We start from the raw sequence: 23,466 nt of genomic DNA, 5'->3' as shown, positions 1-23,466 counted from the left end.
TGTTGACGAATCTCATTTTGTTCTGGTGGCAAGTATATAGTGGCGATGGTGGCAAAAGTACATGCGCGGGCCGGAATGCGGCTGTCAGGCAAGTGTAGCGGTGCGGGCCTAAGACCGGTGCATGATCGCTTTACGCATCAGGGAGAAGCCAATGCAGAAATCGACTTAGCTTGTGGCATTTGCTAGGGGATTGCTGTCCAGCGCGGCCATGTCGGCGCGAGGCTCGGCTTTTTTGTGGAGCAAAGAATGGTCACCTTGAGCTTGAGTTGACCATAGCTCTGTTCGCCCATACGGAAATGGATGGCCGCTAGAAGAGGGTGTGGTCGAGTATCGAGGTGTATGCGCATGGATAGTCCAACGACCGGTCGGTGCCTTTGCGGCGCTGTGAAGTTCCGCATATCTGGAGCGTTTGAAAGCTTCTTTCTTTGCCACTGCTCGCGCTGCCGTAGAGATAGCGGTTCGGCTCATTCGGCAAATCTGTTTTCGTCGGCGGCGCAAATCACATGGTTGTCGGGTGAGAACAATATCAAGTGCTTCCGGCTTTCCGGAACACGTCACGTAAAGTGCTTTTGTACGGAATGCGGCTCCGCGCTTCCGTTTTCTCAAGCGAGCGACGGCGTAACTGTCGTACCGGCTGGGTCGCTTGACGGTGAGATCGGCATTCGGCCCAGCGCGCACATTTGCTTTTCCAGCCGCGCAGATTGGGATGACGACTTGGCGTCGCTCGAAAGGATCGAAGGGCTGCCTGGCTAGGCGTTCAACTTGGCGGGTGGGCCGAAAGACGTCAGGCATGGCTGGCAATATTCCGATTCCCATCCCCCTCTGGTCGACTTCCCAAGGATTTCATCTTCGTCACACCGGCGACATGCGAACCAATTGCCGATCCACGGGGCTCAGATCAAGATCAACCGATAGCCGACGTTCGGAATTCGACCCCCATTTCGCCCCTTCGTACGCTTGATCGCGATATCTCCAACCTGACATAGAACTTTGGCAAAGCGGGCTGCAGCTTTGCCCGCGACAAGGCAGGAAAGCATGGCTGTTCCGACGAACAAAGACGAACTGCTCGAAGCGATAAATTCAAGCTTCGATAAGCTCAACAAAGGGCTGCACGACGTGCCGCTATCGGCGGTCGATCAATGCAGTTTGGAGGGCCATGTGAAAGGGACCCAAATTAGCGCTGCCAATCTCGTCGCCTATCTGGTGGGGTGGAATGAGCTGGTCCTGAAATGGCTCGATCGAGACGCGGCGGGGGAGCCATTCGATCTACCGGAAACCGGTTATAAGTGGAATGAACTCGGCCGCCTCGCTCAGAAGTTCTATCGCGACTATGAAGACGTCCCTTTTCCGCAACTTATCGAGCGTCTGGCGAGGGCAAAGGCACGGATTGTCTCGCTAATCGAGGCGCGTAGCGATCACGATTTATATGGCCGCCCGTGGTATGGCAAATGGACGATGGGACGGATGATTCAGTTTAACTCCTCATCGCCCTACGCCAATGCGCGCGGGCGGCTACGGAAGTGGCTGAAAGCAATGGGCGCGTCGTCTAACTCCTAAATCCGCGAAAGAACCATTGGCATTTCGGTTTTCGCCGCAGCCGTTGGCAAACCTCTCTTTTCGGCTGGCCGTGTAGTTCAATCGCGAATACAAATCTCGTATCCAGAAGAGCAATTTTCGGAAATCTATTTCAGTTTAAACAAGTTTTGCAGATGTGGCTCATAGAGCCATAAATATAAGCAAATTTTAATGAAAAGTAATGCTTCATGCCGGTCTGCATTCAAGCTTTTCAAAGCATTTGGACCGGAGTATTGTGCCAGAATTAACACTTGGAAAACGATCCAAAATTCCGAGTGTCGATCAATGAAGGTTCTAAAAAGCGAGGTGCCAAAATGAAAATGAAAATGAAAATGGTATTGCTGGCTGTAGTTGTTCTTTCTATCCCTGCCTGTTCGCCGACAGCGTCATCCGGACCAACAGCCTCGGCAACTTCGATGGCGCCTGTGGGCGATCTGTCGTCTTTTGTCGGGGCTCGCGCTGGCCAGGCAGAATTGGGCCTGCAGGACATGGGCTATCAGGTGGTTCGCACGCAGGGCCTGACGGCCTACTGGTTCAATACGAGCAACGGGTCCTGTGCGGAAATTGTCACCTCGGACGGTCGGTATTCGTCCGTGACCATGTTACCGGCTGGCGATTGCTGAAATCACCGCTTGCAGCGTTCTGACAATCGATCCCCGGCAATCGTCTCGTCGGGGATCATATGGAGGAGCCAAGACTCGCGGGGTTTGGCTTCAGCGGATGGTGACGTTCAAATCGTAACCAACTGTCTTGTCTGTATCGCGATCATTGCCCATCAAATAGAGCCGGATGACGTAGTCGCCCGTCTCGGGTAAACGCACGCTGGCCGAATTGCCTTCCAACGAACCCACATGGATGGCTTTGCCTGTGCTCCGGGGCGGCAGTATATTGAAGTAAATAATGCCGTAACCATTGGTGCCGTCGACCACCAGGTCGACGTCCATGGTCTGGCCCGCGGAGGCTCCCAGGCTATAGTCGAAATTTTCATGGCCGCGAATGGCCCCTTCAAGGGTGATGCTCGATGTGCCGCGCTCGAACTGCACCTGCGCAGCAGTCTCCGAAGCCGGTCTCTCGTCGGCCATCACGGGCATATCCGCGGCGCCGTCCATGGCGCCTTCACCGTCGTCCATCGCCTCTTCGACGCTCAGTTCGCCGACCGAACCGTCATTGTAAGCAATGCACCGCCAGAGCGTTCCCCCGCCATCGCGCAGCATGATGAGGTAGCCCGCTTCCGACCCTTCGGTGCTGATCACTTCGCCACCGGCACCGTCCGGACCGCCGACTGTTCGAATCTGATCGATACACCCATCGATCGCAGCCTGCTCGTCGGCGATGGCCAGTCCCGGAATTGCCAGCAACAGCGTCGCAGCGGCCATAAGTTGCATTCGCATCGATAACCTCCTCGCGTGCTCTATTGATGCCAAAAGTCTTTGCGCTAAGGCGGGCGGCAGATCGGGAATTTTGCCGTCGGATTGGCGCGTCGGGTTTGCCGAAAGAAATGTGGATGAACGACAAACCTGCAACGGGATGACTGTATTCCTGTGCGTGTAGGGAAGTCCAGTGCCTCGCGTCAGGCCAATCGGTAAGCGTTTTCGTTGGCAGCAACGGCGTTCGGCAATCCCTCGCCGAAGGTCATCTTTTAAGCTCGCTTGGCCCGAAACCGGCCCGTCCGGTTTCCACACCAAATCGGTCATTCCGCGGGCGATCGTGTCATCGAGGCACACTTGAAAGGGTAGCGGTGACCGGATTGGTCGGCGAGGCTGTGGTGGGGTTGATTTGCTTGAGGTTTTCGGTCGGATAGACTGTGGCTTTGGCCCTGGACAGGAATGCCGATGAACTACAGCCCACTCGACTCGCCTGAGAGCATCGCCCGCGTTTTCGTCGAGGCGTGGACCCGCCGAGATGCTGGAAAACTTGCCTCGCTTTTTGACGAGGACGCCGAATTCGTGAATGTCACCGGGCTTTGGTGGCACGATCGCGACGCCATCCGGAAGGCTCACGCGTACGGTTTCGAGCGTATTTTCAACGCCTCCACGCTGTATCTGGTGCGGGTGCAGGTCAAGTCATTGACCGACGACATCGCGGTCGTGCACGCCAAGCTCCGTCTTGAGGGCCAGACCGCCGCGGGCGGGGTGGAGCCGCCTGCGACACGGCGCACGATCCTGTCATTCGTTGTTCACCGGGTCGCAGATGAATGGAGCTGCGCGTCGGCGCAGAACACCGACATCGTCCCTCACATGGAGACAAACGTTGTGGACCCCGACGGCACATTCCGATCCGTCAGCTACCGTCGCTGATCACCCGTCAAACCAACCCCGAGCGGTATAAATACTGATTCCTGCCTAGCTGTGCTCTTCCCTTGAGTGCGCAACCAGGGCCTTGTTGAAGCTGGAGAGGGCGTCGACGTGGTGGGCGTGGCCGATAATGGCGTTGGTTTTGGTTTCGATGACAGGCAGGCGGGCGGCTTCGCTGGCGTCGAAGGCTTTGAGGGCGGATTCGAGGGTTTCGCTGGGGCGCAGCCATGGGGCGCCCGAGGCCATGTCGAAGCTGTCGTTTCCCCCTTCGGGGAGCGGACGGAGGAAATCACGAACCCGGATGAACTGGGCGGCGTGCTTGTGCGGACCCTCTTCAAGCATGATGCCGCGCGTATAGAGCTGCCAATGGAAATAAGAGCGGCCCATGACGGCCTGCGACAGTCCGGTTGCGATGGCCACGGCGAGCAGCAGGGCAATGGAAAAGGCAAAACCTCCGGTCAATTCGAAAATCATGACAGCAGTGGAGATCGGCGCGCCGAGAACGGCTGCGGCGACGGCGCCCATGCCTATCAGGGCGTATAGACCGACCGATGAGGCGATTTCGGGGAAGATCGAAGTTGCTATGATACCGAAGGCGCCGCCAGTCATCGCGCCAAGATAGAGCGAAGGCGAAAAGACACCGCCGCCGGCGCGGGAGGATAAGGTTATCGTTGTGGCGACGGTCTTGGCGACGATCAGGGCGAGCATAAGCCAGAGATCGAGGCCGCCAGCCAGCGCCATGTCGGTGGCTTCGTATCCAACGCCAAGAACATGGGGAAAGACCAACGCGATCAGGCCGACCATTAACCCACCGATGGCCGGGCGGATCCATACAGGGGTGCCGCTACGCTTGGAGAGCCAGTCGCCGCCGATCAATGCTGTCTGGAACAGGATCGCTACAGCCGCGCAAACCAGGCCGAGCAGGGCAAAGGCCGGGATTTCGAGATAGGACGAAATTGTGATTGCGCCAGGGTCGATGACAAAGGCGGGCGCCTCCCCGAACCAGAGCCGCGAAATGATGGCGGCAACGACCGAGGCAATCACCAGCGGCACGAAAGCGCTCATGGCAAAATGGCCGAGAATGACTTCGTGCGCGAACAGCACGCCGGCGATCGGAGCGTTGAACGAGGATGAAATTGCGGCGGCCACGCCGCAGGCGAGCGCGACCCGGCGCGCGGCAGCCGGCAGGCGGAAGATGGCAAAGCCAAGTTTGGAGGCGGCGGCGGCGAAATAGACGATCGGGCCCTCGCGTCCGCCGCTGCCACCAGAGCCAAGTGTGATGGCGGTAATCAGGGTGGCGATCGTCGCGCCGCGAAAGGTCAAGGCCGATGATTCGCGCACGCGGGCTTCAATGACGTCGGCAACGCCGCCAGCGCGGCCGAGCGGGCGCCAGAAATACAATATGATACCAACAATGATGCCGCCGCCGACCGGACCGACCATTGGCCACCACCAGGGGAGCGCAGAGAGTGTCGTCAGGACTTTTTCGCTGGTTGTGCCGAGCCAGACCCATTGGACAAAGCCGATGGCGAGGCGAAAGGCGATGCCCAATGTGCCACCGATGAGGCCCAAAAGGATGGCCAGAAGCCAAAGGCGGGGCTGTTGCAACGCGAAAAAGCTCGCAAGATGCGGGCGCACCCAGCGTTGGGTGACGAAATAGATCTGTTTGGCCGTTCTTACCGGCGTGACCATGGTGTTTCCCGCACTGGCGCTGCATCGGGCGTCTTAGGATGACAGTTCGGGGTCCGCAAGGCCAGTGTGCCCCATACAGGTTGTGAAAATCTTGCAATTACAAAGGCCGCGCCGGTTAAAGCTGTTGCGGTTGTCGAGGTGGTTTTTGCTGAAAACCCCTTAAAGCCGGGTGACGCGCGGGGATGATATGCCTAATGTTCGCCGAACTGAAAAAAGGACGCCTCGGCTTTGGCCAATCGTATCTACATCGCCATCGGACTGATCGCGATCCTGGTTATGGGAGGTGCATTCGTCGCTCCCTGGTTCATAGACTGGAACGCCTACAAGCCACGCATGGAGCAGATGGCTGCCGAAGCGCTCGGTGTCGAAGTCGAGATTGCCGGGGATATGGACTTCACCCTGCTGCCCCAACCCCGACTGCATTTTGAAAATGCGCGACTGGGGCCACCGAACGCGCCTGTCGGATCGGCGCGGCAGGTCGAAGCCGATCTCTCGCTTATGGATTTCCTGCGAGACCGATTTACCGTCACCCAGTTGCGGTTGACTGAACCTGAACTCAATCTGGTGATTGACGAAGACGGACAGTGGCAGACCCCGATTACCCTTGCCCAATCTGCGACTGTAACAAATGTGTCGATCGCCAATGCGCGCCTGACCGACGGCTCGGTGCGGATCACCGACCTGCGCAGCGGGGAAAGCTGGCTGGCTGAAGGTTTCGATGGTGACATGCAGCTGACTGGCGTGCGGGGGCCGTTTGCCATTGAGGGGCAGGCCATGCATGCGGGAACTGCATTTGGCGTGCGAATGTCGACGTCGGCGATGAACAGCGCGGGGCAGATGCAGGTCAGCGCCTTTGTGCGTCCGACGAACGGCGCCTTTTCGGTGGCTGCCGAGGGATTGTTGGAAACCGGAGGTGCGCCGAGCCTGACTGGTGCCTTGACGTATCGGCAGGCGCCGCCCGCCGAACAGGGCGAGGCGGTGATCGGGGGCATGGTGCTTCAAAGCCCGCTGGTTGCCGATAGCCAGGCTATCGAACTGACCGAGTTTGTGCTGCTTCCAGATGAAAACCAGACGGCGACCCGGCTGACAGGGCAAGCTTCGCTCAGCCTTGGAGCCGATCCGGCCTTCAACGCCAGTGTGTCGGGCGGGGTGGTGACGCTCCAGCCCCGCGCGGTGAGCGAAGACCAAGCGCAGCCCTTTGAAATCGTGCGCCTGTTGCGCGGGATGCCCGAACCGTGGACGCCACCGCTGCCTGGCCGCATTGCCATGTCGATCAACGAGCTCTCGGTGCGAGGGGTTGCTGTTCGCGACGTGCGGCTGGATGCCATGACCAATGGCGAGATTTGGGATGTGGGCGAGTTTTCGGGTCGGTTGTCGGGCGATACGACGCTCAAACTGACTGGACAATTGGGCAGGGCGGCGGGCTGGCCGGCCTTCGATGGCACCCTGGCCATGTCGTCGCCGCGTCTTGATGCGCTTTCGCTGTTATGGAAGCGGGCCGGAGAAGGCAATCCGTTGTTTGGCATGGCCGGCTCACTCAACGGGCAGGTGCAATTGGTCAATGACCGGCTCCGCCTGAGCGACGGGCTTTTGGTGCTCGACGAGACTGTACATACGATTTCGGGGGCCATGCGGTTCGGGGAGGCCCCATCGCTGGAGATCGAGGCGGGGCTTTCAGCCCTCAACGCTCGCCAGAGCACCGCTCTGATTGCACTTTTGCCGCCCATCGAACCAGGTGGTGCGTTTGGGCTGAGTTTTCCGCAGGGGCGGCTCGATCTGAGCGTCGAAGCGGCACGGATTGATGGAATGGCGCTTGAAGCGCTATCGCTGCGTTCGGCGTGGGGCGCGGAAGGTCTTGATCTCGAGTCCATCGATCTTGCCTCATATGGCGGCGTTGGGTTCGAGGGGAGCGGGCGGCTGTCGGGGACGTTGGCGGCGCCGGTGGTCTCGGGCCAGGGACAGATCGATATCGTGCCGGGTGCGCCGGCTATCGGACTGTTGGCCGGCGAGGGCAATCCGTTGCGCCAAAGCCTTTACGGAAGTCTTCCTGCGCAGCTGGATATGGCGCTTGAAATGCCCGGACGCGATGGCGTTCAAACCCTGACGCTGGACGGACGGGCCGGCGTGAGTGAGGTATCGGGCCGGCTTGAGATGACCGGCGGAATCGTCGGGTTGGGTACTGAAAACCTGCTGGTTTCGCTAGAGGCTGCCGCAGAGAGCGGGCGTGGCTTGCTCGGCCAACTCGGGCTGGCGCCGTTGATTGCAGGTGAGGATGGTGCCATCGCCAGTGCGCGGCTGGAGGGCAATCCGCGCGGCAATATGGACGCCGAATTGTCGCTCGAAGGCGGCGGGGAGCGGATCGATTTTTCCGGCAGCCTTCAGCTTGGCGATCTCGGCTCGATCCGGGGTGAGGGCCAGAGTGCATTTCTGTTCGCAGACGGTGTGGCGCTGGCCGAATTGGCCGGGGCGGAGGGCGCATGGTTTCCGGGGCTGGAAGGGCAGGCCGAAATCAGTTTCGTTGGCGATCAAAGCGTGACGCTATCGAATATTTCAGCTTTTGCCGCCGAACGCGCGATCAGCGGGACGCTCAATTATGCGGCGCAGCGGGATACCGCATTGGTGGCGGGCTCTCTGGGATTTGACGCCCTGGATATAGAGACAGTTGCGGCGATGCTGGCCGGGCCGGCGGGCGTGCTCAACCTATCGGCGGGTATCTGGCCGGACGGCCCGGTGGATCTGGGTGCGCGCCAGAGAACCACACGGGGGCGGATCGCGATCACGGCCCCGGTGCTGCTGGCGGGCGATCAGCGGCTGATCGAGGCTTTGGCCTTCGATTATGCCTGGGGCGAGGAAGATGTTGGGCTGCGCGGTCTTTTCGGTGAATTCGGCGGCGGCACAATTCAGCTCGACGCAACGGCATGTTGTGCTTCGGCGCTCGCCGACAAGAGCCTGAGCGGGCGGTTTACGCTCAATGGGGTAGAGATCGATGCGGCTCTGCCCGAGACGCCTGCCGATGTGCTTGGCGGAACGCTGACGCTTGGCCTGCAGTTTCAGGGAAGCGGGGACAGCTATCGGGCCTTTGCCGGTTCGCTGAACGGCGAGGGCAGCTTTTCAATTGAGGATTTGCGTATCGAGGGCTTGTCAGCTGACGCGTTTCAGGCGGCTGCCAATGTGGATAATCTCGTGGAGATCGAGCCTGAAGCGCTCGAAATCCTTGTGGCGACGGCGCTGCAATCGGGGCCATTCGAAGGGGACGATGCCGGGGGGCTAGTGCGGGTGATCGGCGGCGTGGCGCGAATTGCCAATATCGCAATTGATGGCGGCGATGCCCGTCTCGTGGGGGGAGGCAGTCTCGATGTGGAAACCGCGGCACTCGATGCTGACTGGACATTGGCGCTGACGCGCGCCCTGGCAGGCAATGGGCTGATAACCGAAACCACCGGACGGATCGGCGTGGAGATCGGGGGGAGTTTGTTCGCGCCCGTACGCAGTCTCGATCTTGGACCGATGGTGGATGCCATCCAGATGCGGGCATATGAAATCGAACTTGATGAGCTCGAGGCGCTGCGCGCAGAGCAGGAAGCACGCCAGCGCGCCGCTGCCGAAGAACAGGCGCGGATGATGGAAGAAGAGGCACGGCGCCAGACCGAATTGTTGCTGCAACAGCAGCAGGAAGAAGCCGATCGGCTGCAGATAGAAGAGCAGCAGCGGCAGCTTCAAGATCTTGAAAATCAGCTCTCCGCGCCGCCTTCGGCGCCCGCTGAAGCGGCGGTGCCAGATGAGCCCGCCCCGTTCAATCCCAACCCATCGATCATCACACTGCCACCAGGTGCTCTGGAGCTACAGTCGCTAAACCCGGAGCGGTGAGCGAAACCAATCGAGCACGTAGACTCGGATTGCGGACGAGAGGTTCGGGTCTTCGCGCGTTTCATCGATTTCGGCGATGAGATTTGGAAGCGATACCGCCTGGCTCTCTGCAATGGCTTCGAGCGCATCCCAGAAGGCGGGTTCAAGCGCTATGGATGTGCGGTGGCCGGCAATGGTCAGCGAACGTTTGCGCACCGGCGACTGCTCCCTGCTTTTGAGGGCTTATGCGCAAAACAGCGGTTCCCACTCTCTTGCATCAGGCGTGTTATTTCTTGCGGAAGGAATCGAGGCTAACGACCTTTTCGCCGGAATCTTCGGCAACGGTTTCGTCGGTTTCAACGACATCTGAACTTTCGTCGCCATCGACGTCATCGGGATCGGCAACAATGCGCGGTCCGGGCTGAGCTTCTGCAACTTCGAACTGCAAGCCGAACTGGACCGAGGGGTCGAAAAAGCCCTTGATGGCGGAGAACGGAATAAGAAGCATTTCGTTGACACCATCGAATGAGAGGCCAACTTCGAAACCGGTTTCGGAGACTTTCAAGTCCCAATACTGGTTCTGCAGCACTATCGTCATTTCCTTGTCGTACTGAGAGATCAGCTTCTGACTCACGCGCACGCCGGGTGCTTGGGTGACAAAGGATATAAAGAAGTGATGGTCACCGGGCAGCCCGGTGCGTGCAACTTCGCTCAGGACTTTCCGTACGACGCCGCGCAGGGCTTCCTGAGCTAGAATGTCGTAGCGGATGTGGTCTTGTGCCATTGATGGCGGCTCCCTAAGCGATTCTCATTCGGCCCATAACAGCCTGAATTTGCGCCGGGTTTCAAGCTGGCACATTGGACGTTTCATGGAAACGGATTTCCGTGCCGGTTATTTCATGGCACGCTTCAAAGCCTGTTTTGAAAAAGCGTTCCAGAGAAGATGCAGGCTTCTGTTGCCAGGTGCCTGCGAACCCCGCCTTCACCCGGCTAGGAGTGAAGGGCTTAATTTCCCAATGCTAGCACTGCTTACGCAGCGATTGCGACTGGAGCCTTATTGTTGTCATTTGCAACTATAAGTTTTAGTCCGATGACGGTGGTACCATGCCGAGCGAAAACACACCCTTTACGCCCTCGTCGATCCTATTTCGCCCCCATAAGCCACTTTAGAAAAGAGGGTTTTGGTGGAGGCGCCGGGTACTGCCCCCGGGTCCGATGGGTTTATTACGATGGCAATTTATCGCCATAGCCGTTGCCGGCACGTTCAATATAGGGGCCATGGCGCGTGATGAAAAGGGGGCATAAACAATGGGTGCAAAAACTTGCACCATCGACGTTGTGTGCGCTGTGAACGTGCGAATCGGGCTAGACATCGCAATACGATGAAGCAGTATCTCGATCTTTTGCGCCATGTGATGGAAAACGGGGTGGACCGGGCCGACAGGACCGGGACAGGCACGCGCTCGGTTTTCGGCTACCAGATGCGGTTTAACCTTGAAGACGGGTTTCCGCTGCTGACCACAAAGAAACTCCACATCCGATCTATTGTTTATGAGCTGCTCTGGTTCCTGCGTGGAGATACCAATGTGCGCTGGCTGCAGGAGCGCGGAGTCAAGATCTGGGATGAATGGGCTGACGAGAACGGCGATCTAGGGCCGGTTTATGGCAGCCAGTGGCGGAGCTGGCCGGCGCCTGACGGGCGCCATATCGACCAGATCACCAACCTTGTCGAACAGATCCGCACCAAGCCCGATTCCCGACGCCATATCGTTTCTGCCTGGAACCCGGCCGAAGTGGACAATATGGCGCTGCCGCCATGCCATTGCCTGTTCCAGTTCTATGTCGCTGATGGCAAGCTGTCATGCCAGCTCTATCAGCGCTCGGCCGACATATTTCTGGGCGTGCCATTCAACATAGCCTCCTACGCGCTGCTGACGCATATGATGGCCGCGGTGACCGGACTGAGGGTTGGTGATTTTGTCCATACCTTCGGGGACGCCCACATCTACCACAACCATTTCGAGCAGACGCAGACGCAACTGGCGCGCACGCCAAAGCCGCTGCCGAAGCTGGAGATCGTCAAGCAGCGCAGCTCGATTTTCGACTTTGAGTTCGAGGATTTTGCAATCGAGGGGTATGATCCCGAGCCGCATATCAAGGCAAAGGTCTCGGTATAAGATCACAGATGGTCGGGACAAACCGGCGCGACCACGCCAATAATCACCGAGGAATAAGCATCGGCTCGTCACGCCGTGACAGCAGGTGGTTCGGCGCTGAGAAGATTTCCTCTACGCTACCTTGCTCAACCTTGCGTCCACGCTACATGACGGCGACATTGTCGGCTATTTCAGCGACGACGCCCATATCGTGGGTGATAAACACAATCGCCATGCCCATTTCGCGCTGCATGTCAGCGAGACTAGCCAGAATCTGAGCCTGGATCGTTACGTCGAGCGCAGTGGTCGTTTCGTCGGCAATCAAAACCTTGGGGCGGCAGGCCAGCGCGATCGCGATCACCACCCGTTGGCGCATGCCGCCCGAGAGCTGACGGGGATATCGATCAAGCATGCTTTCGGCTTCGCTCAGGCGCAACGCGCGATACCAGCGGGCGAAATCTTGACAGTCTTTTCGTTGCCCGCCCGGCTGGACTGGCCAGCGGCTTTGCACGCGCAAGCATGGCGCATTTTGTACGCTTCGCAGCCCGTATGTTTCGGATTGCGATGTCGCTTTGCGCGGCAATTGCCGCAAAGAAAATGGATTGTGTGTTGCCTCCCATGTGCTGCAGATGCACATGATGGTCGAGGTCATTCGATTGCGTTGCGCCATCGAGGACATCGCAATTTTGGGGGTTAGCCCCGATCGGGATATCAAGGCACAGGTGTCAGTATGAAATCATGGGTGATCGGGGCAGTTATCGGTGGGCTCGCGCTGCCGGCCCAGGGCAATGACACGATGGTGACCGTCGGCGTGGGCGGCCTGCAGTTTGCCCAGAACGACAGTGTTCGTATGCTCAGTGAAGACCTTTATCTTTCGATGGATGAGGTTCGCGTTACCTATGAGTTCGAGAATTTGACAGATGCCGATCAGCATGTGCTGATCGCCTTTCCTATGCCCGACATCGATAGTTCGCCCTACGAGATGTCCGGCTTCCCAACCGATGACCCAGAAAATGTCTTTGGATTTTCGACTGTCTTTAACGGCGAGCCAGTTGAAGCAGAGCTCCATCAATCTGCGTTTGCCATGGGGATCGATCGGACCGAGGAGCTTCAAAAGCTGGGTGTGCCGCTTGCACCGCATCTGCTGTCCACCGAGGATGCTATCAACGCCTTGCCGGCCGGCGACCGGCAGGCACTTGTCGATATCGGTGCGCTCGGCGCGCATCCGTTTGACGATGAAAGCGGTTCTTATTCACCAGCCTGGACCCTGAGGTCGGCCTATCTTTGGGAGGCGGTTTTCCCGGCGGGAGAAATCGTTGACGTGGAGCATCGTTATACGCCGGGCCTGGGCGGCACCGTTGCTGCGACCTTCATCGATCCCGAATATGGTCAGCGCCCTGTCTATGAAGAAAAGTACTGTCTTGAAGACGATCTTGTGAATGCGGTCGCGCGCACATTGACCAGCCCCGACGAGCCGTGGTCTGCGCCATTCACCGAAAGCTGGCTGACATACATTCTTTCTTCAGGTGCCAATTGGGCGCATTCGATCGGCACATTCAGGCTGACCGTCGATAAGGGCAGCGAAGACAATTTCGTCTCGTTTTGCGGAGAAGGCGTAAAAAAGACAGGGCCGACGACATTTGAGATGGTGCAGGAAGACTTTTATCCCTGGCAGGATATCGAGGTGCTCTTCGTTGTGAGGCAGGAAGCGTTTTGAGGCCGGACAGTGATGCCGCGCGGGCGCAGATTGCGGCGCTGACGCAGGCGGTAGGGCAGGTGTCGGAAACCTATGCAGTGCGGTGCGATATCGATCGGGACCGCGACTGGGCGGCGCTCAAGCTCAGTGAGGAAACCGGAGAACTGGTTGCAGCTTATCTCAAGACGACGGGACGGGGTCGGCGTGAGGGCGTTGCCGAGGACGAATTGCGGCAGGGGCTTGAAGACGAAGCTGCCGATGTTATGGCGATGCTTTTGATCTTCGCCGACCAGAACGGCATCGATCTGGCAGCCGCCCTTGAGCGTAAGTGGTTTCGCTATCTGCGCTGATCAGATTGGTTTGCACTTCGATCAGGCGATGTCGGTGATTTCGATTTCCTTTTCGCCAAGGACCGCGATGTCATCGACAGACTTGCCCATGAGTGCGCGCGCAAGAGGCGAGACGTAGGAAATCGAACCCGATTTGGGATCGGCTTCATCCTCGCCAACAATGCGATATGTCTGGGATCGTCCGTCGTCGCGGCTGAAAGTGACAGTGCTGCCGAAAGCAACAGTGTTTTTCTGCGCAGGCGGTTGCATGAGCTGGGCTGTGCGTACGCGCTGGCTGTAATAGCGCAGGTCACGCAAGGGGCTGGCGGCCTCGCGGCGCCGGTCGTTGACGTCTTCGATCAGGCTTGCCGCGTCATAGGCCTTTCGCGCGGTCTCAAGATTGTCATGAAGCGCTTTGAGACCCGCCTCGGTGACCAGATTGGGTTCGGTCGAAATCGGTAGATCGGGCAGCAGGGTTTCTGATGCCGTTTCCGCACTTTCTTCTTTGGTAAAAGCGACGCTCAATTTCGTGAACTCCTTGGGGTGGTCCAAGTGCCGGCCGCACTGACTATCTGGTGTGCGACACGAGATGTTAAAAGGGGCTTGCCGCCTTATGTAATTGTTCAGCGGCGCCGTTGGTTTCCACGCTTTCAAGCGTGCGCGCTGGAGACATCGGGGCAGCCAGGGCCGGCTCACTGGTGAGTTGGCCAGCGTCGGGAACGGCAACGCCTTCGCCGAAGGCGAAAAACACCAGAAATCCAACATAGAGCAGCCACAAAACGGCAATGATCCCGACGACGCAGATGGTAAGGTTCGGGGTCGGTGCACAGCGTTCAGGCCAGTATGAGGTGCTGTCATGTCGCTTTTTCTTGAGGTTTGATGCTGAACGCATTTGGCAGGGCGGAGTTCCTGCAGCCCAAACTATGTCAAGCATGGAGCGAGGGGCTCAGGTTGCCGGGCGGTCTGGAATCGCGGCAAGTGAGCGTCTCGATAATTGAGAATAGGCTCATGGGACTAAATATTCGCAAGGCCGCAGTGGCGGACGCAGAGTTGATCCATGGATTCGTGACCAAGCTCGCTGCCTACGAAAAGCTGAGCCATGAAGTCGAAACGACGCCGGAGCAGCTGGCTGCGAGCCTGTTCGGGGATAATCCCAAGGTGTTTTGTGATATCGCCGAGGTGGACGGCAAACCATTGGGCTTTGCGTTGTGGTTCTATACGTTTTCAACATTTCAGGGAAAGCACGGTATCTGGCTCGAAGATCTGTTTGTCGAGCCAGAGGCCCGCGGCATGGGGATCGGCAAGGCGCTGCTGGCCGCTTTGGCCCGCCGTTGCGTCGACGAAGGGCTGGGGCGGTTCGAATGGTGGGTGCTCGACTGGAACGAGCCTTCGATTGCGTTCTACAAATCTCAGGGCGCAGTCATGCAGGATGAGTGGACGGTGTGCCGGGTGAGTGGTGTTGAACTGACAGAATTGGCTGGCAAGGCATGAGCGTGGTGATTGCAATGATCGCTGCTGTTGGACGCAATGGAGCGATCGGGGCTGAAGGCGACCTGCCCTGGCGGCTGCCGACAGATTTCGCGTTTTACAAGCGCACGACTATGGGCAAGCCTTTGATCATGGGGCGCAAAACGTTCGAGAGCATCGGCAGGCCACTGCCGGGGCGTACCAATATCGTTGTTACGCGTAACGCCAATTTCGCACACGACGGCGTTGAAGTGTTCGCCGATCTTGGCGCGGCGGTTGCGCGGGGACGCGAGATTGCCGAGCGCGATGGGGTGGACGAGATTTTCATCAATGGCGGAGGGCAGATCTATGCTGCCGCAATGGATATGGCGCAAAAGCTCTATATTACCCATGTCGACGCTGCGCCGCGTGGCGATACGTTTTTTCCCGAGATCGATCCGGCGATTTGGAGCGGGGCGGAATTGCCCGATATTGAGCCAGGTGAAAAAGACAGTGTCGGGTTTACAGTGAAGGTTTATGAGAGGCGCTGAAACGCGCTTGGCACCGGCTGGGGATCACGGCGCGGTCAAAATCGCGTTTACCATTGGCCCAAGTGCTTAGTGCCGCACCCGGTTTCCATTGATCGGGCGGCCAGCCTTCCCTATATAAAACAGCAATAAGCAAAAGCACTTTCACGACAAACCGAAAGGGACGAAATGCCGTGGGAAGACAATAGGGGCGGTCGCCGAAGCCGCAGCGGTGGTCCATGGGGCCAGGCGCCGGGCGGAGGAGGCGGTGGTAATGGACCACGGCGTCCCAGCGGGGGCAACAACACACCCAACCTCGAGGACATTCTGGCACGCGGCCGGCAGCAGTTCGGTGGGGGTGGTGCCAATATTCCGGGTGGCGGTCGCTGGCTGGTGGTTGGCGTCGTCGCTGCTGCTCTGGTTTTCTGGGGCAGCCAGGCAATCTATACCGTCGCGCCCAACGAGGTCGGCGTCGAACTCTTGTTCGGCCAGCCCAAGGACGAGTTTTCCAATCCGGGGCTTCACTTCCATTGGTGGCCGGTCGAGCGCGTCGAACGCGCGTCGACAACGGAAAACCAGACCCGCGTGGGATCTGGTGGCGCCAACGCGCGCGACGACGGCCTGATGCTTTCGGGCGATCAGAACATCGTCAACATGAGTTTTTCGATTCTGTGGCGCATTGCCGATCCGCGGCTCTACCTGTTTGAAGTGCGCGATCCAGACGAAATGGTGCGCCAAGCCGCTGAAAGCGCCATGCGTGAAGTCGTTGGCCGTCGCACAGCGCAGGACGTGTTCCGTGATGACCGTACCGGCATCGCGCTCGAAGTGCAGCAGATCACCCAGACGATCCTCGACAGTTATGGCGTCGGCGTGACGATCTCCAATATCTCGATCGAAAACGTGGCACCGCCAGCTGAAGTGGCCGATGCGTTCGACGAAGTGCAGCGCGCGTTGCAGGACGAAGACCGCTTCCAGGAAGAAGCCCGGCAATATGCCAACACCCTTCTTGGTAGTGCGCGCGGTCAAGCTGCGGCAATCCGCGAAGACGCCGCCGCCTATCGCGATCGGGTTGTGAATGAAGCTGAAGGTCAGGCCGCGCGTTTCGTTGCCGTTTACAACGAATACCGCAACGCGCCAGAGGTGACCCGTCAGCGCATCTTCCTTGAAACCATGGAAGACGTACTGGGCGGAACCGAGAAGGTGCTGCTGGAAGGCGGGCAGGGTTCGGGAGTCATTCCTTATCTGCCGCTGCCCGAGCTGCGAAGCACCGGACCCACCCTCCAGAACGGAGGTAACCAGTAATGAACCGACTCGTTATAGCAATCGTCGCACTGGTCATCGCCGCCTACGTGCTGTTCTCGTCCCTGTTCATCGTCAATGAGCGTGAACAGGCCATCGTGATGCGCTTCGGTGAAATCACACGCGAAATCCAGGAACCGGGTATCTACTTCAAGGTCCCGACCGATTTCGTGGAAACTGTTCAGTACATCGACAAGCGCCTGCTGCGTTACGATCTCGAACGTATCCGCCTGCAGGTTTCGGGTGGTCAGTTCTACATCGTCGATGCCTTCATCACCTATCGTATCGTTGATCCCATCCGGTTCCGCCAGACGGTGCTTGGCAGCCTTCAGCTTGCCGAACAGCGTATCGCGACCCGTCTGGAATCGGCTCTGCGAGCCGTGTACGGTCTGCGTGAGTTCGATGCCGCTCTGTCCGAACAGCGTTCGGAAATGATGCGCGAAGCCAGTGATCTGGTGGCAACCGACATGACCGAACTGGGTATCGAAGTTGTGGATGTGCGCGTTTTGGTCACCGACCTGACGCCTGAAGTGTCCCAGCAGACCTATGAGCGGATGCAGGCCGAGCGTAATGCTGAAGCCGCGCTGATCCGCGCGCGTGGTCAGGAACAGGCTCAGATCCTGCGCGCCATCGCCGACCGTCAGGCGGTCGAGGTGGTTTCGGCAGCCAACCGTGACTCGGAGATTATTCGAGGCGAGGGTGACGCCGAACAGAACCGTCTGTTCGCCGAGGCCTATTCCCAAGATCAGTCCTTCTTCGAGTTCTATCGCTCGATGGAGGCCTACCGCACGGCGCTGAACGACGGGAACACCACGATGGTTCTCTCGCCGGATTCTGCATTCTTCAACTATTTCGGTTCGGGGGGCACATTGCCCGACTTCCCGGCGCCGACAGCGACACCGATCGATATCGGGGTTGAAGGACCGACAGAGGAGCCCATCGACTCCACGGAGATCGACGATCTTCTGGCAACGGACTCGCTGGTTTCCGGTGAAGGTGTCGATCTGGAGCAGGAGATCAACGATCTTGAGCAATTGCTTGAGACCGAGAACCTGGGCAGCGACAATGCCGAGCAGGACGCAGCTCCGGTTGATCCTGCTCCGGCCGCAGATGCCGAGCCTGCGCTGGAAGAGACAGCCCCGGCCCAGTAAGGGTTTGGTTGTAAACGGATCGAGGCGCGCCCAAGGGTGCGCCTCTTTTGCTTTGGGGAGGCTTTTTGATGAACGACCTTTTTGCCGCGCTTGGATTGGCCATTGTCATCGAAGGGCTGCTCTACGCGGCGTTTCCAGATCAGATGAAACGCATGATTGTGCAGCTTCTGGCGCTGCCCAGCCAGCATTTACGGCTGGCAGCTCTGGGTATGGCGGGGGTGGGGTTGGTGCTGTTGGCGGTGGTGCGACTTTAAGCGAGCGCTCGGCCCGCTACCACTGAGTGCGACCGTCGACATGCTCGATGGGCATAGCCTCAACATCGAAATCGTCAAGAACCCAGAGATTGATCGATATCTGACGTTTTGAAGGATCGAATGCCGCCTGAGCCGCATCAGAGACGCCTTGGGCAAAGACCGAATAGTCGGGATTATCTGAAAACGTCGCACAGCCACAGGTGGGACAGAAATAATGCCTGTTTTCGGGCGTGCTCGGAGAGTATTGCGCGGCATTTCGAATGGGCGTGTTCAGGCGAAACTTGTCGGGATTACAATAGGCCCATAGCGCACCCTTCTTCATGCAAAAGCTGCAATTGCAGCGCGTTGCCGTTTCGGGGGTGAAGTCGATCTCGAACCGTGTGGCGCCACAGTGGCAGCTTGCCGAAATAGTCATTAGCGATCTCCTCGTTTGACGATGGAAACACACTATCGAGGCGCAAAGTCAGGATGTGTCAGGAGCGTGCCGGGTTGGCAATCCGGTAGAGAACGTGCGGGCGCAGAGGGTGGTCCTCGGCGACACGCGGGTGGAGGAAGTCGCCCTCTTGATCGCGCGACATGCCGATTTTTTCCATGACGCGCTGCGAGGGCGTGTTGAGTACGGAGGTGAAAGCGACAAGCTCGGGCAGCCCGCGGCGCCAGGCTCGATCAATGTGGGCGCGGGCGCCTTCGGGCGCATAGCCCCGCCCCCAATATCGACTGCCGAGCACCCATCCGATTTCCTCGCGCGGATTGCCGCGCAACTCCATATCGATCCGGGCGGTGCCGATCATGCCAACCAATTGCCCATCCGATTTGTGCTCGGCAGCAAGAAAAGCCGATGTGCCTGCATCGAGCCCGGCAATCATCTTGTCGATCCATTGGTCGGCAGCAGCTCGATCACGCGTATTGGGATAGAACCGCATGACATGCGGATCGCCCACAATGGCCGCGAAGGGGGCACGGTCTGCGTCCTGCCAGGGACGCAGGATCAAGCGCTCGGTCTCCAGTATCATCGAACGACATCGTCGTCCGAATAGCCCTGGAGATAAAGAAGGGCTGTCAGATCTGCATGGTCGATGCGGACCGATGCCTGTTCGGAAACTATGGGCTTGGCATGAATGGCGACCCCGAGGCCGGCAGCCTGGAGCATGTCGAGATCATTTGCGCCATCACCGACCGCCATTGTCTGGGCGAGACTCAGCCCCTTTTCCGCCGCCAGCGCCATGAGGCGATTGCGCTTTGTGGTCTTGTCGACGATGGGCTTTTCGACAGTACCTGTCAGGCGGTCTTCGGCATCGAAATGGAGCACGTTGGCGACAGCTTCGTCAAAGCCGATGCGCTTGGCGAAATAATCAGCAAACAGCGTAAAACCGCCCGAGACGAGTGCCGTATAGGCACCATAAGCGTTCATCGTCTGGATCAGGGCGCGGCCGCCAGGAGCAAGGGTTATGCGCTCGCGGCGGACATCTTCGACCAATTTCCGTTCGAGGCCCTTGAGCAGTGCGACGCGTGTATCGAGGGCTGCCTCGAAATCGAGTTCGCCGCGCATGGCACGCTCGGTGATTTCGGCAACTTGGGACTTCAGCCCCAGAGCGTCTGCAAGTTCATCGATACATTCCTGCTCGATCATGGTGGAGTCCATGTCGGCGATCAGCAGTTGCTTGCGGCGGTTGGCGAGTGCCACAAGGGCCGCGTCGATAGGCTGGTTGTCGATGACGTCACGGGCAATCGCGACGGGATCGGGCGCCTTGGGCGAAATGATCTCACAGGCTATGCCTTGCGCGAGCCAGTTGATTTCGCCATGGGTTTCACGTTGGACCCTCTCGACCAGGGCGCTGGACAGAACCGGCTCATTGGGGTTGGCGAGCAGAACGAGGACGGACATATAGACGACCATGGCAAGTGAGGTGGGAAAGCGTGCGGTTTTGATAGCCGGTCCGACTGCCAGCGGCAAGACGGCGTTGGCTATCGCACGGGCGCGCGAAACCGGGGCGCGGATCGTCAATACCGATTCCATGCAGGTTTATGGTGTGCTCGACAGGCTGACGGCGCGGCCCGATGCAGAGGAGCTTGTCCAGGCGCCCCATGAAATGTTCGGGCATATCGATCCCTCAGTGCGTTACTCCACCGGAGCGTGGCTCGAAGATGCTCGTAAACAGATTCAAGATGCTGAGGCAGAGAATCAGGAACTTATTTTCGTTGGCGGAACAGGGCTTTATTTCGATGCGTTGATAAATGGATTCGCTGAAGTTCCGGCTATCGATCCGAGTTTTGTGGCTCAAGCTGAGACATTGATTCAAGATCTGGACGCGGCCGGGCGCAAGGCATTGCTGGCTGAGAAAGACCCTGTAACCGCAGGGCGGCTCAATGTCGCTGATCCACAACGGGTGGTGAGGGCCATATCTGTGCTGATGGCCACAGGGAAGACTTTAAGCGCGTTTCAGGACAACAACGGACCCGGATTGCTCGGTGGTTACACGCTGGAGCGAATTGTCCTGATGCCCGAGCGTTCAGTGATACGGGCGCGGATTGCCAAGCGGTTTGAAGCAATGATGCAGGTGGGGGCTGTCGAGGAAGTCGAGGCGCTGCTTGCTCGCGACCTGGACCCCTCATTGCCGGCCATGAAGGCAATCGGTGTCGGCGATATTGCGGCCATGATTGACGGGAAAATCAGCTCCGAAGCTGCAGTCGAAAGGTCGGTGAACGCCACGCGCCAATATGCCAAGAGGCAGTCGACTTGGTACCGGAACCGATTCAGTGACTGGACCTTTATCGATCCTTTTGCACACTAGACTGGTGGTCTTTGTGAGTGGCAGATCAAATGACGCATTGTCTAATGCCCGATGTCGACGGGGTTGTCTGCTCTGCTCGGATCGGGGCGAGAAAGCCTGACGCCACATTTTTCTCGCTGCAGCAGAGCAAAGTGGCTTCCGACCCGATGAAATTGCGCTTGTCGATGTCACGGAAGTGAATGTTCAAGCGGCGCTGCACGCGGGATGGAAGGCTCTCCACTGGACTGGAGCAGGGGAACTGCGCGGGGCGCTCTAACCCAGCGCGCCCAGACCGAGCCAGCCGATATAGCCCAGGTACAGGGCCAGAAGGACGCCGCCTTCCCAGCGGACAATCTGGCGTTGGGTATAGGAGAAGGCGAGAAGCAATGCTGTGGCGCCGAGCATAACCCATATGTCGAGGCGGATGATTTCTTCAGGCACGGGTATAGGCTGGATGAGGGCGGTAATACCCAGGATCGAGAAGATGTTGAAGATGTTGGAGCCGATGATATTGCCCAACGCCAGATCGGTATGGCGGCGAACGGCGGCGATGACCGAGGTAACCAATTCGGGCAGCGATGTGCCGATGGCTACGACGGTGAGGCCGATGATGGTTTCCGAAACGCCGAGTGCCGTGGCGATCTCGACGGCGCTCGAAACCAGTAGGCGCGCACCGAGAACTGTGAGTGCAAGACCGCCGATAACAAATAGGGTCGAGACGAGGACCGATTGCTTGCCGCCTGTCGCTTCGACCTCGGCCCTTACATTGGCGCTCGCCTGAGCCTTGCGGTCGGCGAAATAGGAATAGGTCAGATAGGTGATCAACAGGGCGACCAGGATCAGCCCAGCGACGCGGCCCAGCGAACCGATGACGACAATTGCCAGGGCTGCAAGCGAAGCGAATACTAGAACCGAGCCATCGCGCCGGAGAACTGCCTTGTCCACTGCAATTGGGTAGATCATCGCCGTTATGCCCAAAATGAGCAGAATATTGGCGATGTTGGAGCCCATTACATTGCCAACCGAGATACCAGGCGCGCCGTCCAGAGCAGCTTGAACCGAGGTCACCAGTTCCGGCAGCGACGTGCCGAACCCAACGAGGGTCAGCCCGATCAGCAGCGGCGACATGCCGAGTTTTTCGGCAATGGCTACCGACCCGCGTACGAACCCTTCGCCGCCAGCCACCAAAAGGATCAGGCCCACGACGAGCAAGAGATAGACCATGTGGCAGGCTCCCAGAAAAATTCAGGTGACTGTGATACGGGTTGCGTCGGTGACGCGTGCGAGATCGTCGGGCGTGATTTCAAATACCGAGCGCGCATTGCCGGCAGCGGCCCAGACGGTTTCGAACGCAAACAAATCCTCGTCCATATAAATGGGGATGGATTTGAGGTGGCCAAGTGGCGAAACGCCGCCGATGGCAAAACCTGTGGTTTCGCGCACAAGATCAGCATCGGCGCGGCCCAGTTTCTGCCCGATCTGGTGTCCGGCTCGTTTTTCATGAACCCGGTTGGCGCCCGAAACAAGGATCATGATCGGCGCCCCTGACTCCTGGCCCACAAAGATCAGGGATTTGACGATACGGCCGACGTCGATGCCGATGGCCTGCGCAGCCATTGGCGCTGTCGTTGCCAATTCGTCGAGCACGACAATGGAATTGGGCAGATCATGGCTGGCAAGATCGGCGACGACGCGGAGTTCGGATTGACGGAGTTCGATCATGGGAGGAGAGGAGCCTGATCGTTTGATGAACGTCAAGAGGGTCTTGCTGACATCTTCTGTCATCGCACCGTGCGAACGATTGGGCAAACACTGTCGCCTGAAAGGACAACGACATGCTTGCAATCACCATAGTGCTGACAGAAGGCTATTCGGATTGGGAAATCGGCCTGCTCGCCGGAACGGGCAGAGCATTTTACGGAGCGGATATAAGGTTCGTCGCGCCCGGTGGCGGTCCTGTCAATGCGCTCTCGGGGCTGAAACTTGCTGCACTCGATCCGTTCGTGGCGCCTGAAGATGGAGTCGTGGTTGTGTGTGGAGGGCCAGCCTTCGAGAGCGATTCTCCTCCCGAAGTCGAAGACCGCCTGAAACAGGCCCATGACAATGGTTGCGTGATTGCAGGAATCTGCGGCGGGACATTGGCTTTGGCGCGCGCAGGGCTCTTGAACGATGTTGCTCACACTTCGAATGGCGCTGACTATCTGCAAGCAGCCAAGAATTATTCCGGCGGCGTCAATTATCGCGATCAGCCGCAGGCTGTGCGAGATGGGCGGATCATTACGGCGCCGGCTCCCGCGCCAGCGAGCTTTGCCCTGGAAGTGCTCTATGCCGCCGGGCTCGAGCGCGATGCCGCGGGTGTCATCATGACCATGCTCTCGCAGGAACATCGGCCCATGAGGAGTTGACGCGGCGCTTCTGGCTTGCAGTAGT

26 protein-coding genes, 1 other RNA gene and 1 pseudogene are annotated in these 23,466 nt (G+C 58.6%); 15 read left to right on the top strand and 13 right to left on the bottom strand.

What is annotated here, in order from left to right; translation table 11 throughout:
• The first annotated feature begins 300 nt into the window (after positions 1 to 300).
• The 3 genes from ACN0TA_RS10615 (at position 301) to ACN0TA_RS10605 (ending at position 2,198) form a co-directional block, all read left to right on the top strand.
• Positions 301 to 753: a GFA family protein gene (locus ACN0TA_RS10615; protein WP_417582637.1), complete on the top strand. Its 453-nt coding sequence runs from the start codon at positions 301 to 303 to the stop codon at positions 751 to 753.
• A gap of 282 nt (positions 754 to 1,035) precedes the next feature.
• A complete protein-coding gene (locus tag ACN0TA_RS10610; RefSeq protein WP_417582635.1) occupies positions 1,036 to 1,557 on the top strand; it encodes a ClbS/DfsB family four-helix bundle protein in 522 nt (173 codons plus the stop codon).
• A 269-nt stretch (positions 1,558 to 1,826) separates the two neighbouring features.
• A complete protein-coding gene (locus ACN0TA_RS10605; protein ID WP_417582633.1) occupies positions 1,827 to 2,198 on the top strand; it encodes a hypothetical protein in 372 nt (123 codons plus the stop codon).
• Positions 2,199 to 2,288: 90 nt separating this feature from the next.
• Here ACN0TA_RS10605 and ACN0TA_RS10600 read toward each other — a convergent pair whose 3' ends face one another.
• Positions 2,289 to 2,966 carry a hypothetical protein gene (locus tag ACN0TA_RS10600; RefSeq protein WP_417582631.1) on the bottom strand — a complete coding sequence of 226 codons (678 nt, stop codon included), beginning with the start codon at positions 2,964 to 2,966 and terminating at the stop codon, positions 2,289 to 2,291.
• Positions 2,967 to 3,407: 441 nt separating this feature from the next.
• On the opposite strand from ACN0TA_RS10600, the gene ACN0TA_RS10595 reads away from it, so the two are divergent.
• A complete protein-coding gene (locus tag ACN0TA_RS10595; RefSeq protein WP_417582629.1) occupies positions 3,408 to 3,872 on the top strand; it encodes a YybH family protein in 465 nt (154 codons plus the stop codon).
• 45 nt (positions 3,873 to 3,917) lie between these two features.
• On the opposite strand, the gene ACN0TA_RS10590 is transcribed toward ACN0TA_RS10595, so the two are convergent.
• Positions 3,918 to 5,561: a chloride channel protein gene (locus ACN0TA_RS10590; RefSeq protein ID WP_417582627.1), complete on the bottom strand. Its 1,644-nt coding sequence runs from the start codon at positions 5,559 to 5,561 to the stop codon at positions 3,918 to 3,920.
• A gap of 228 nt (positions 5,562 to 5,789) precedes the next feature.
• Between ACN0TA_RS10590 and ACN0TA_RS10585 the strand changes: the two genes are divergently transcribed.
• Positions 5,790 to 9,428 (top strand): AsmA family protein, encoded by a 3,639-nt coding sequence (locus ACN0TA_RS10585; RefSeq protein WP_417582625.1) that lies wholly within the window; start codon positions 5,790 to 5,792, stop codon positions 9,426 to 9,428.
• Here ACN0TA_RS10585 and ACN0TA_RS10580 read toward each other — a convergent pair.
• From ACN0TA_RS10580 to ssrA, 3 genes are all read right to left on the bottom strand, one after another.
• On the bottom strand, positions 9,411 to 9,623 hold the full coding sequence (locus ACN0TA_RS10580; protein WP_417582623.1) for a ribbon-helix-helix domain-containing protein: 213 nt from the start codon (positions 9,621 to 9,623) through the stop codon (positions 9,411 to 9,413). The genes ACN0TA_RS10585 and ACN0TA_RS10580 overlap by 18 nt on opposite strands.
• 70 nt (positions 9,624 to 9,693) lie before the next feature.
• Positions 9,694 to 10,191, bottom strand: a complete 498-nt coding sequence (locus tag ACN0TA_RS10575) for an SspB family protein (RefSeq protein ID WP_417582621.1) — start codon at positions 10,189 to 10,191, stop codon at positions 9,694 to 9,696.
• A gap of 158 nt (positions 10,192 to 10,349) precedes the next feature.
• Positions 10,350 to 10,706, bottom strand: a transfer-messenger RNA (tmRNA) gene (gene ssrA / locus ACN0TA_RS10570).
• 83 nt (positions 10,707 to 10,789) lie between these two features.
• Between ssrA and ACN0TA_RS10565 the strand changes: the two genes are divergently transcribed.
• Complete coding sequence (locus tag ACN0TA_RS10565; RefSeq protein WP_417582619.1) at positions 10,790 to 11,584, top strand: thymidylate synthase; 795 nt, start codon at positions 10,790 to 10,792, stop codon at positions 11,582 to 11,584.
• Between the two features lie 73 nt (positions 11,585 to 11,657).
• Here ACN0TA_RS10565 and ACN0TA_RS10560 read toward each other — a convergent pair.
• A pseudogene (locus ACN0TA_RS10560) lies at positions 11,658 to 12,200 on the bottom strand (ATP-binding cassette domain-containing protein); the annotation flags it as partial.
• Positions 12,201 to 12,293: 93 nt separating this feature from the next.
• Between ACN0TA_RS10560 and ACN0TA_RS10555 the strand changes: the two are divergent.
• The gene (locus tag ACN0TA_RS10555; protein WP_417582617.1) at positions 12,294 to 13,280 is read left to right on the top strand and encodes a DUF4424 domain-containing protein; all 987 of its coding nucleotides are present in this window, start codon (positions 12,294 to 12,296) and stop codon (positions 13,278 to 13,280) included.
• A complete protein-coding gene (locus ACN0TA_RS10550) occupies positions 13,277 to 13,609 on the top strand; it encodes a phosphoribosyl-ATP pyrophosphohydrolase (RefSeq protein ID WP_417582615.1) in 333 nt (110 codons plus the stop codon). Before ACN0TA_RS10555 ends, ACN0TA_RS10550 begins: the two co-directional genes overlap by 4 nt.
• 21 nt (positions 13,610 to 13,630) lie before the next feature.
• Here the strand turns inward: ACN0TA_RS10550 and greA are convergent, their stop codons facing one another.
• Positions 13,631 to 14,113: a transcription elongation factor GreA gene (gene greA, locus ACN0TA_RS10545; RefSeq protein ID WP_417582613.1), complete on the bottom strand. Its 483-nt coding sequence runs from the start codon at positions 14,111 to 14,113 to the stop codon at positions 13,631 to 13,633.
• Positions 14,114 to 14,180: 67 nt separating this feature from the next.
• The gene (locus ACN0TA_RS10540; RefSeq protein ID WP_417582611.1) at positions 14,181 to 14,480 is read right to left on the bottom strand and encodes a hypothetical protein; all 300 of its coding nucleotides are present in this window, start codon (positions 14,478 to 14,480) and stop codon (positions 14,181 to 14,183) included.
• Between the two features lie 116 nt (positions 14,481 to 14,596).
• Here ACN0TA_RS10540 and ACN0TA_RS10535 point away from each other — a divergent pair, with 116 nt between their 5' ends.
• The 5 genes from ACN0TA_RS10535 to ACN0TA_RS10515 all read left to right on the top strand — a co-directional run bounded on the left by ACN0TA_RS10535 (position 14,597) and on the right by ACN0TA_RS10515 (position 18,265).
• Positions 14,597 to 15,079, top strand: a complete 483-nt coding sequence (locus ACN0TA_RS10535; RefSeq protein ID WP_417582609.1) for a GNAT family N-acetyltransferase — start codon at positions 14,597 to 14,599, stop codon at positions 15,077 to 15,079.
• Positions 15,076 to 15,585: a dihydrofolate reductase gene (locus ACN0TA_RS10530; RefSeq protein WP_417582607.1), complete on the top strand. Its 510-nt coding sequence runs from the start codon at positions 15,076 to 15,078 to the stop codon at positions 15,583 to 15,585. Before ACN0TA_RS10535 ends, ACN0TA_RS10530 begins: the two co-directional genes overlap by 4 nt.
• Before the next feature lie 165 nt (positions 15,586 to 15,750).
• Positions 15,751 to 16,863, top strand: a complete 1,113-nt coding sequence (hflK, locus tag ACN0TA_RS10525) for an FtsH protease activity modulator HflK (RefSeq protein ID WP_417582605.1) — start codon at positions 15,751 to 15,753, stop codon at positions 16,861 to 16,863.
• The gene (gene hflC, locus ACN0TA_RS10520) at positions 16,863 to 18,011 is read left to right on the top strand and encodes a protease modulator HflC (RefSeq protein ID WP_417582603.1); all 1,149 of its coding nucleotides are present in this window, start codon (positions 16,863 to 16,865) and stop codon (positions 18,009 to 18,011) included. Before hflK ends, hflC begins: the two co-directional genes overlap by 1 nt.
• A gap of 68 nt (positions 18,012 to 18,079) precedes the next feature.
• Positions 18,080 to 18,265, top strand: coding sequence for a DUF2065 domain-containing protein (locus ACN0TA_RS10515; RefSeq protein ID WP_417582601.1), 186 nt, complete (start codon positions 18,080 to 18,082; stop codon positions 18,263 to 18,265).
• Positions 18,266 to 18,281: 16 nt separating this feature from the next.
• Here the strand turns inward: ACN0TA_RS10515 and ACN0TA_RS10510 are convergent, their stop codons facing one another.
• The 3 genes from ACN0TA_RS10510 to serB are packed head-to-tail and all read right to left on the bottom strand — an operon-like array spanning position 18,282 to position 20,150.
• Entirely contained in the window at positions 18,282 to 18,680 is a 399-nt protein-coding gene (locus tag ACN0TA_RS10510; protein ID WP_417582599.1) for a GFA family protein, read from the bottom strand.
• 58 nt (positions 18,681 to 18,738) lie between these two features.
• Complete coding sequence (locus tag ACN0TA_RS10505; protein WP_417582597.1) at positions 18,739 to 19,278, bottom strand: GNAT family N-acetyltransferase; 540 nt, start codon at positions 19,276 to 19,278, stop codon at positions 18,739 to 18,741.
• Positions 19,275 to 20,150, bottom strand: a complete 876-nt coding sequence (serB, locus tag ACN0TA_RS10500; RefSeq protein WP_417582595.1) for a phosphoserine phosphatase SerB — start codon at positions 20,148 to 20,150, stop codon at positions 19,275 to 19,277. The genes ACN0TA_RS10505 and serB overlap by 4 nt, the downstream gene beginning before the upstream one ends.
• 10 nt (positions 20,151 to 20,160) lie before the next feature.
• On the opposite strand from serB, the gene miaA reads away from it, so the two are divergent.
• A complete protein-coding gene (gene miaA, locus ACN0TA_RS10495) occupies positions 20,161 to 21,057 on the top strand; it encodes a tRNA (adenosine(37)-N6)-dimethylallyltransferase MiaA (RefSeq protein WP_417582593.1) in 897 nt (298 codons plus the stop codon).
• Positions 21,058 to 21,309: 252 nt separating this feature from the next.
• Here miaA and ACN0TA_RS10490 read toward each other — a convergent pair whose 3' ends face one another.
• Entirely contained in the window at positions 21,310 to 22,260 is a 951-nt protein-coding gene (locus tag ACN0TA_RS10490; protein ID WP_417582591.1) for a calcium/sodium antiporter, read from the bottom strand.
• A 21-nt stretch (positions 22,261 to 22,281) separates the two neighbouring features.
• Positions 22,282 to 22,758: a YbaK/EbsC family protein gene (locus tag ACN0TA_RS10485; RefSeq protein ID WP_417582589.1), complete on the bottom strand. Its 477-nt coding sequence runs from the start codon at positions 22,756 to 22,758 to the stop codon at positions 22,282 to 22,284.
• 113 nt (positions 22,759 to 22,871) lie between these two features.
• Between ACN0TA_RS10485 and ACN0TA_RS10480 the strand changes: the two genes are divergently transcribed.
• Positions 22,872 to 23,441, top strand: a complete 570-nt coding sequence (locus ACN0TA_RS10480; RefSeq protein ID WP_417582587.1) for a DJ-1/PfpI family protein — start codon at positions 22,872 to 22,874, stop codon at positions 23,439 to 23,441.
• Positions 23,442 to 23,466 lie beyond the last annotated feature (25 nt).

The sequence above is a fragment of the Pelagibacterium sp. genome, assembly GCF_048264985.1.
Taxonomy (GTDB): Bacteria; Pseudomonadota; Alphaproteobacteria; order Rhizobiales; family Devosiaceae; genus Pelagibacterium.
Note: the sequence above shows the minus strand (reverse complement) of the source record. Positions and strands in the feature narration are given on the sequence as shown.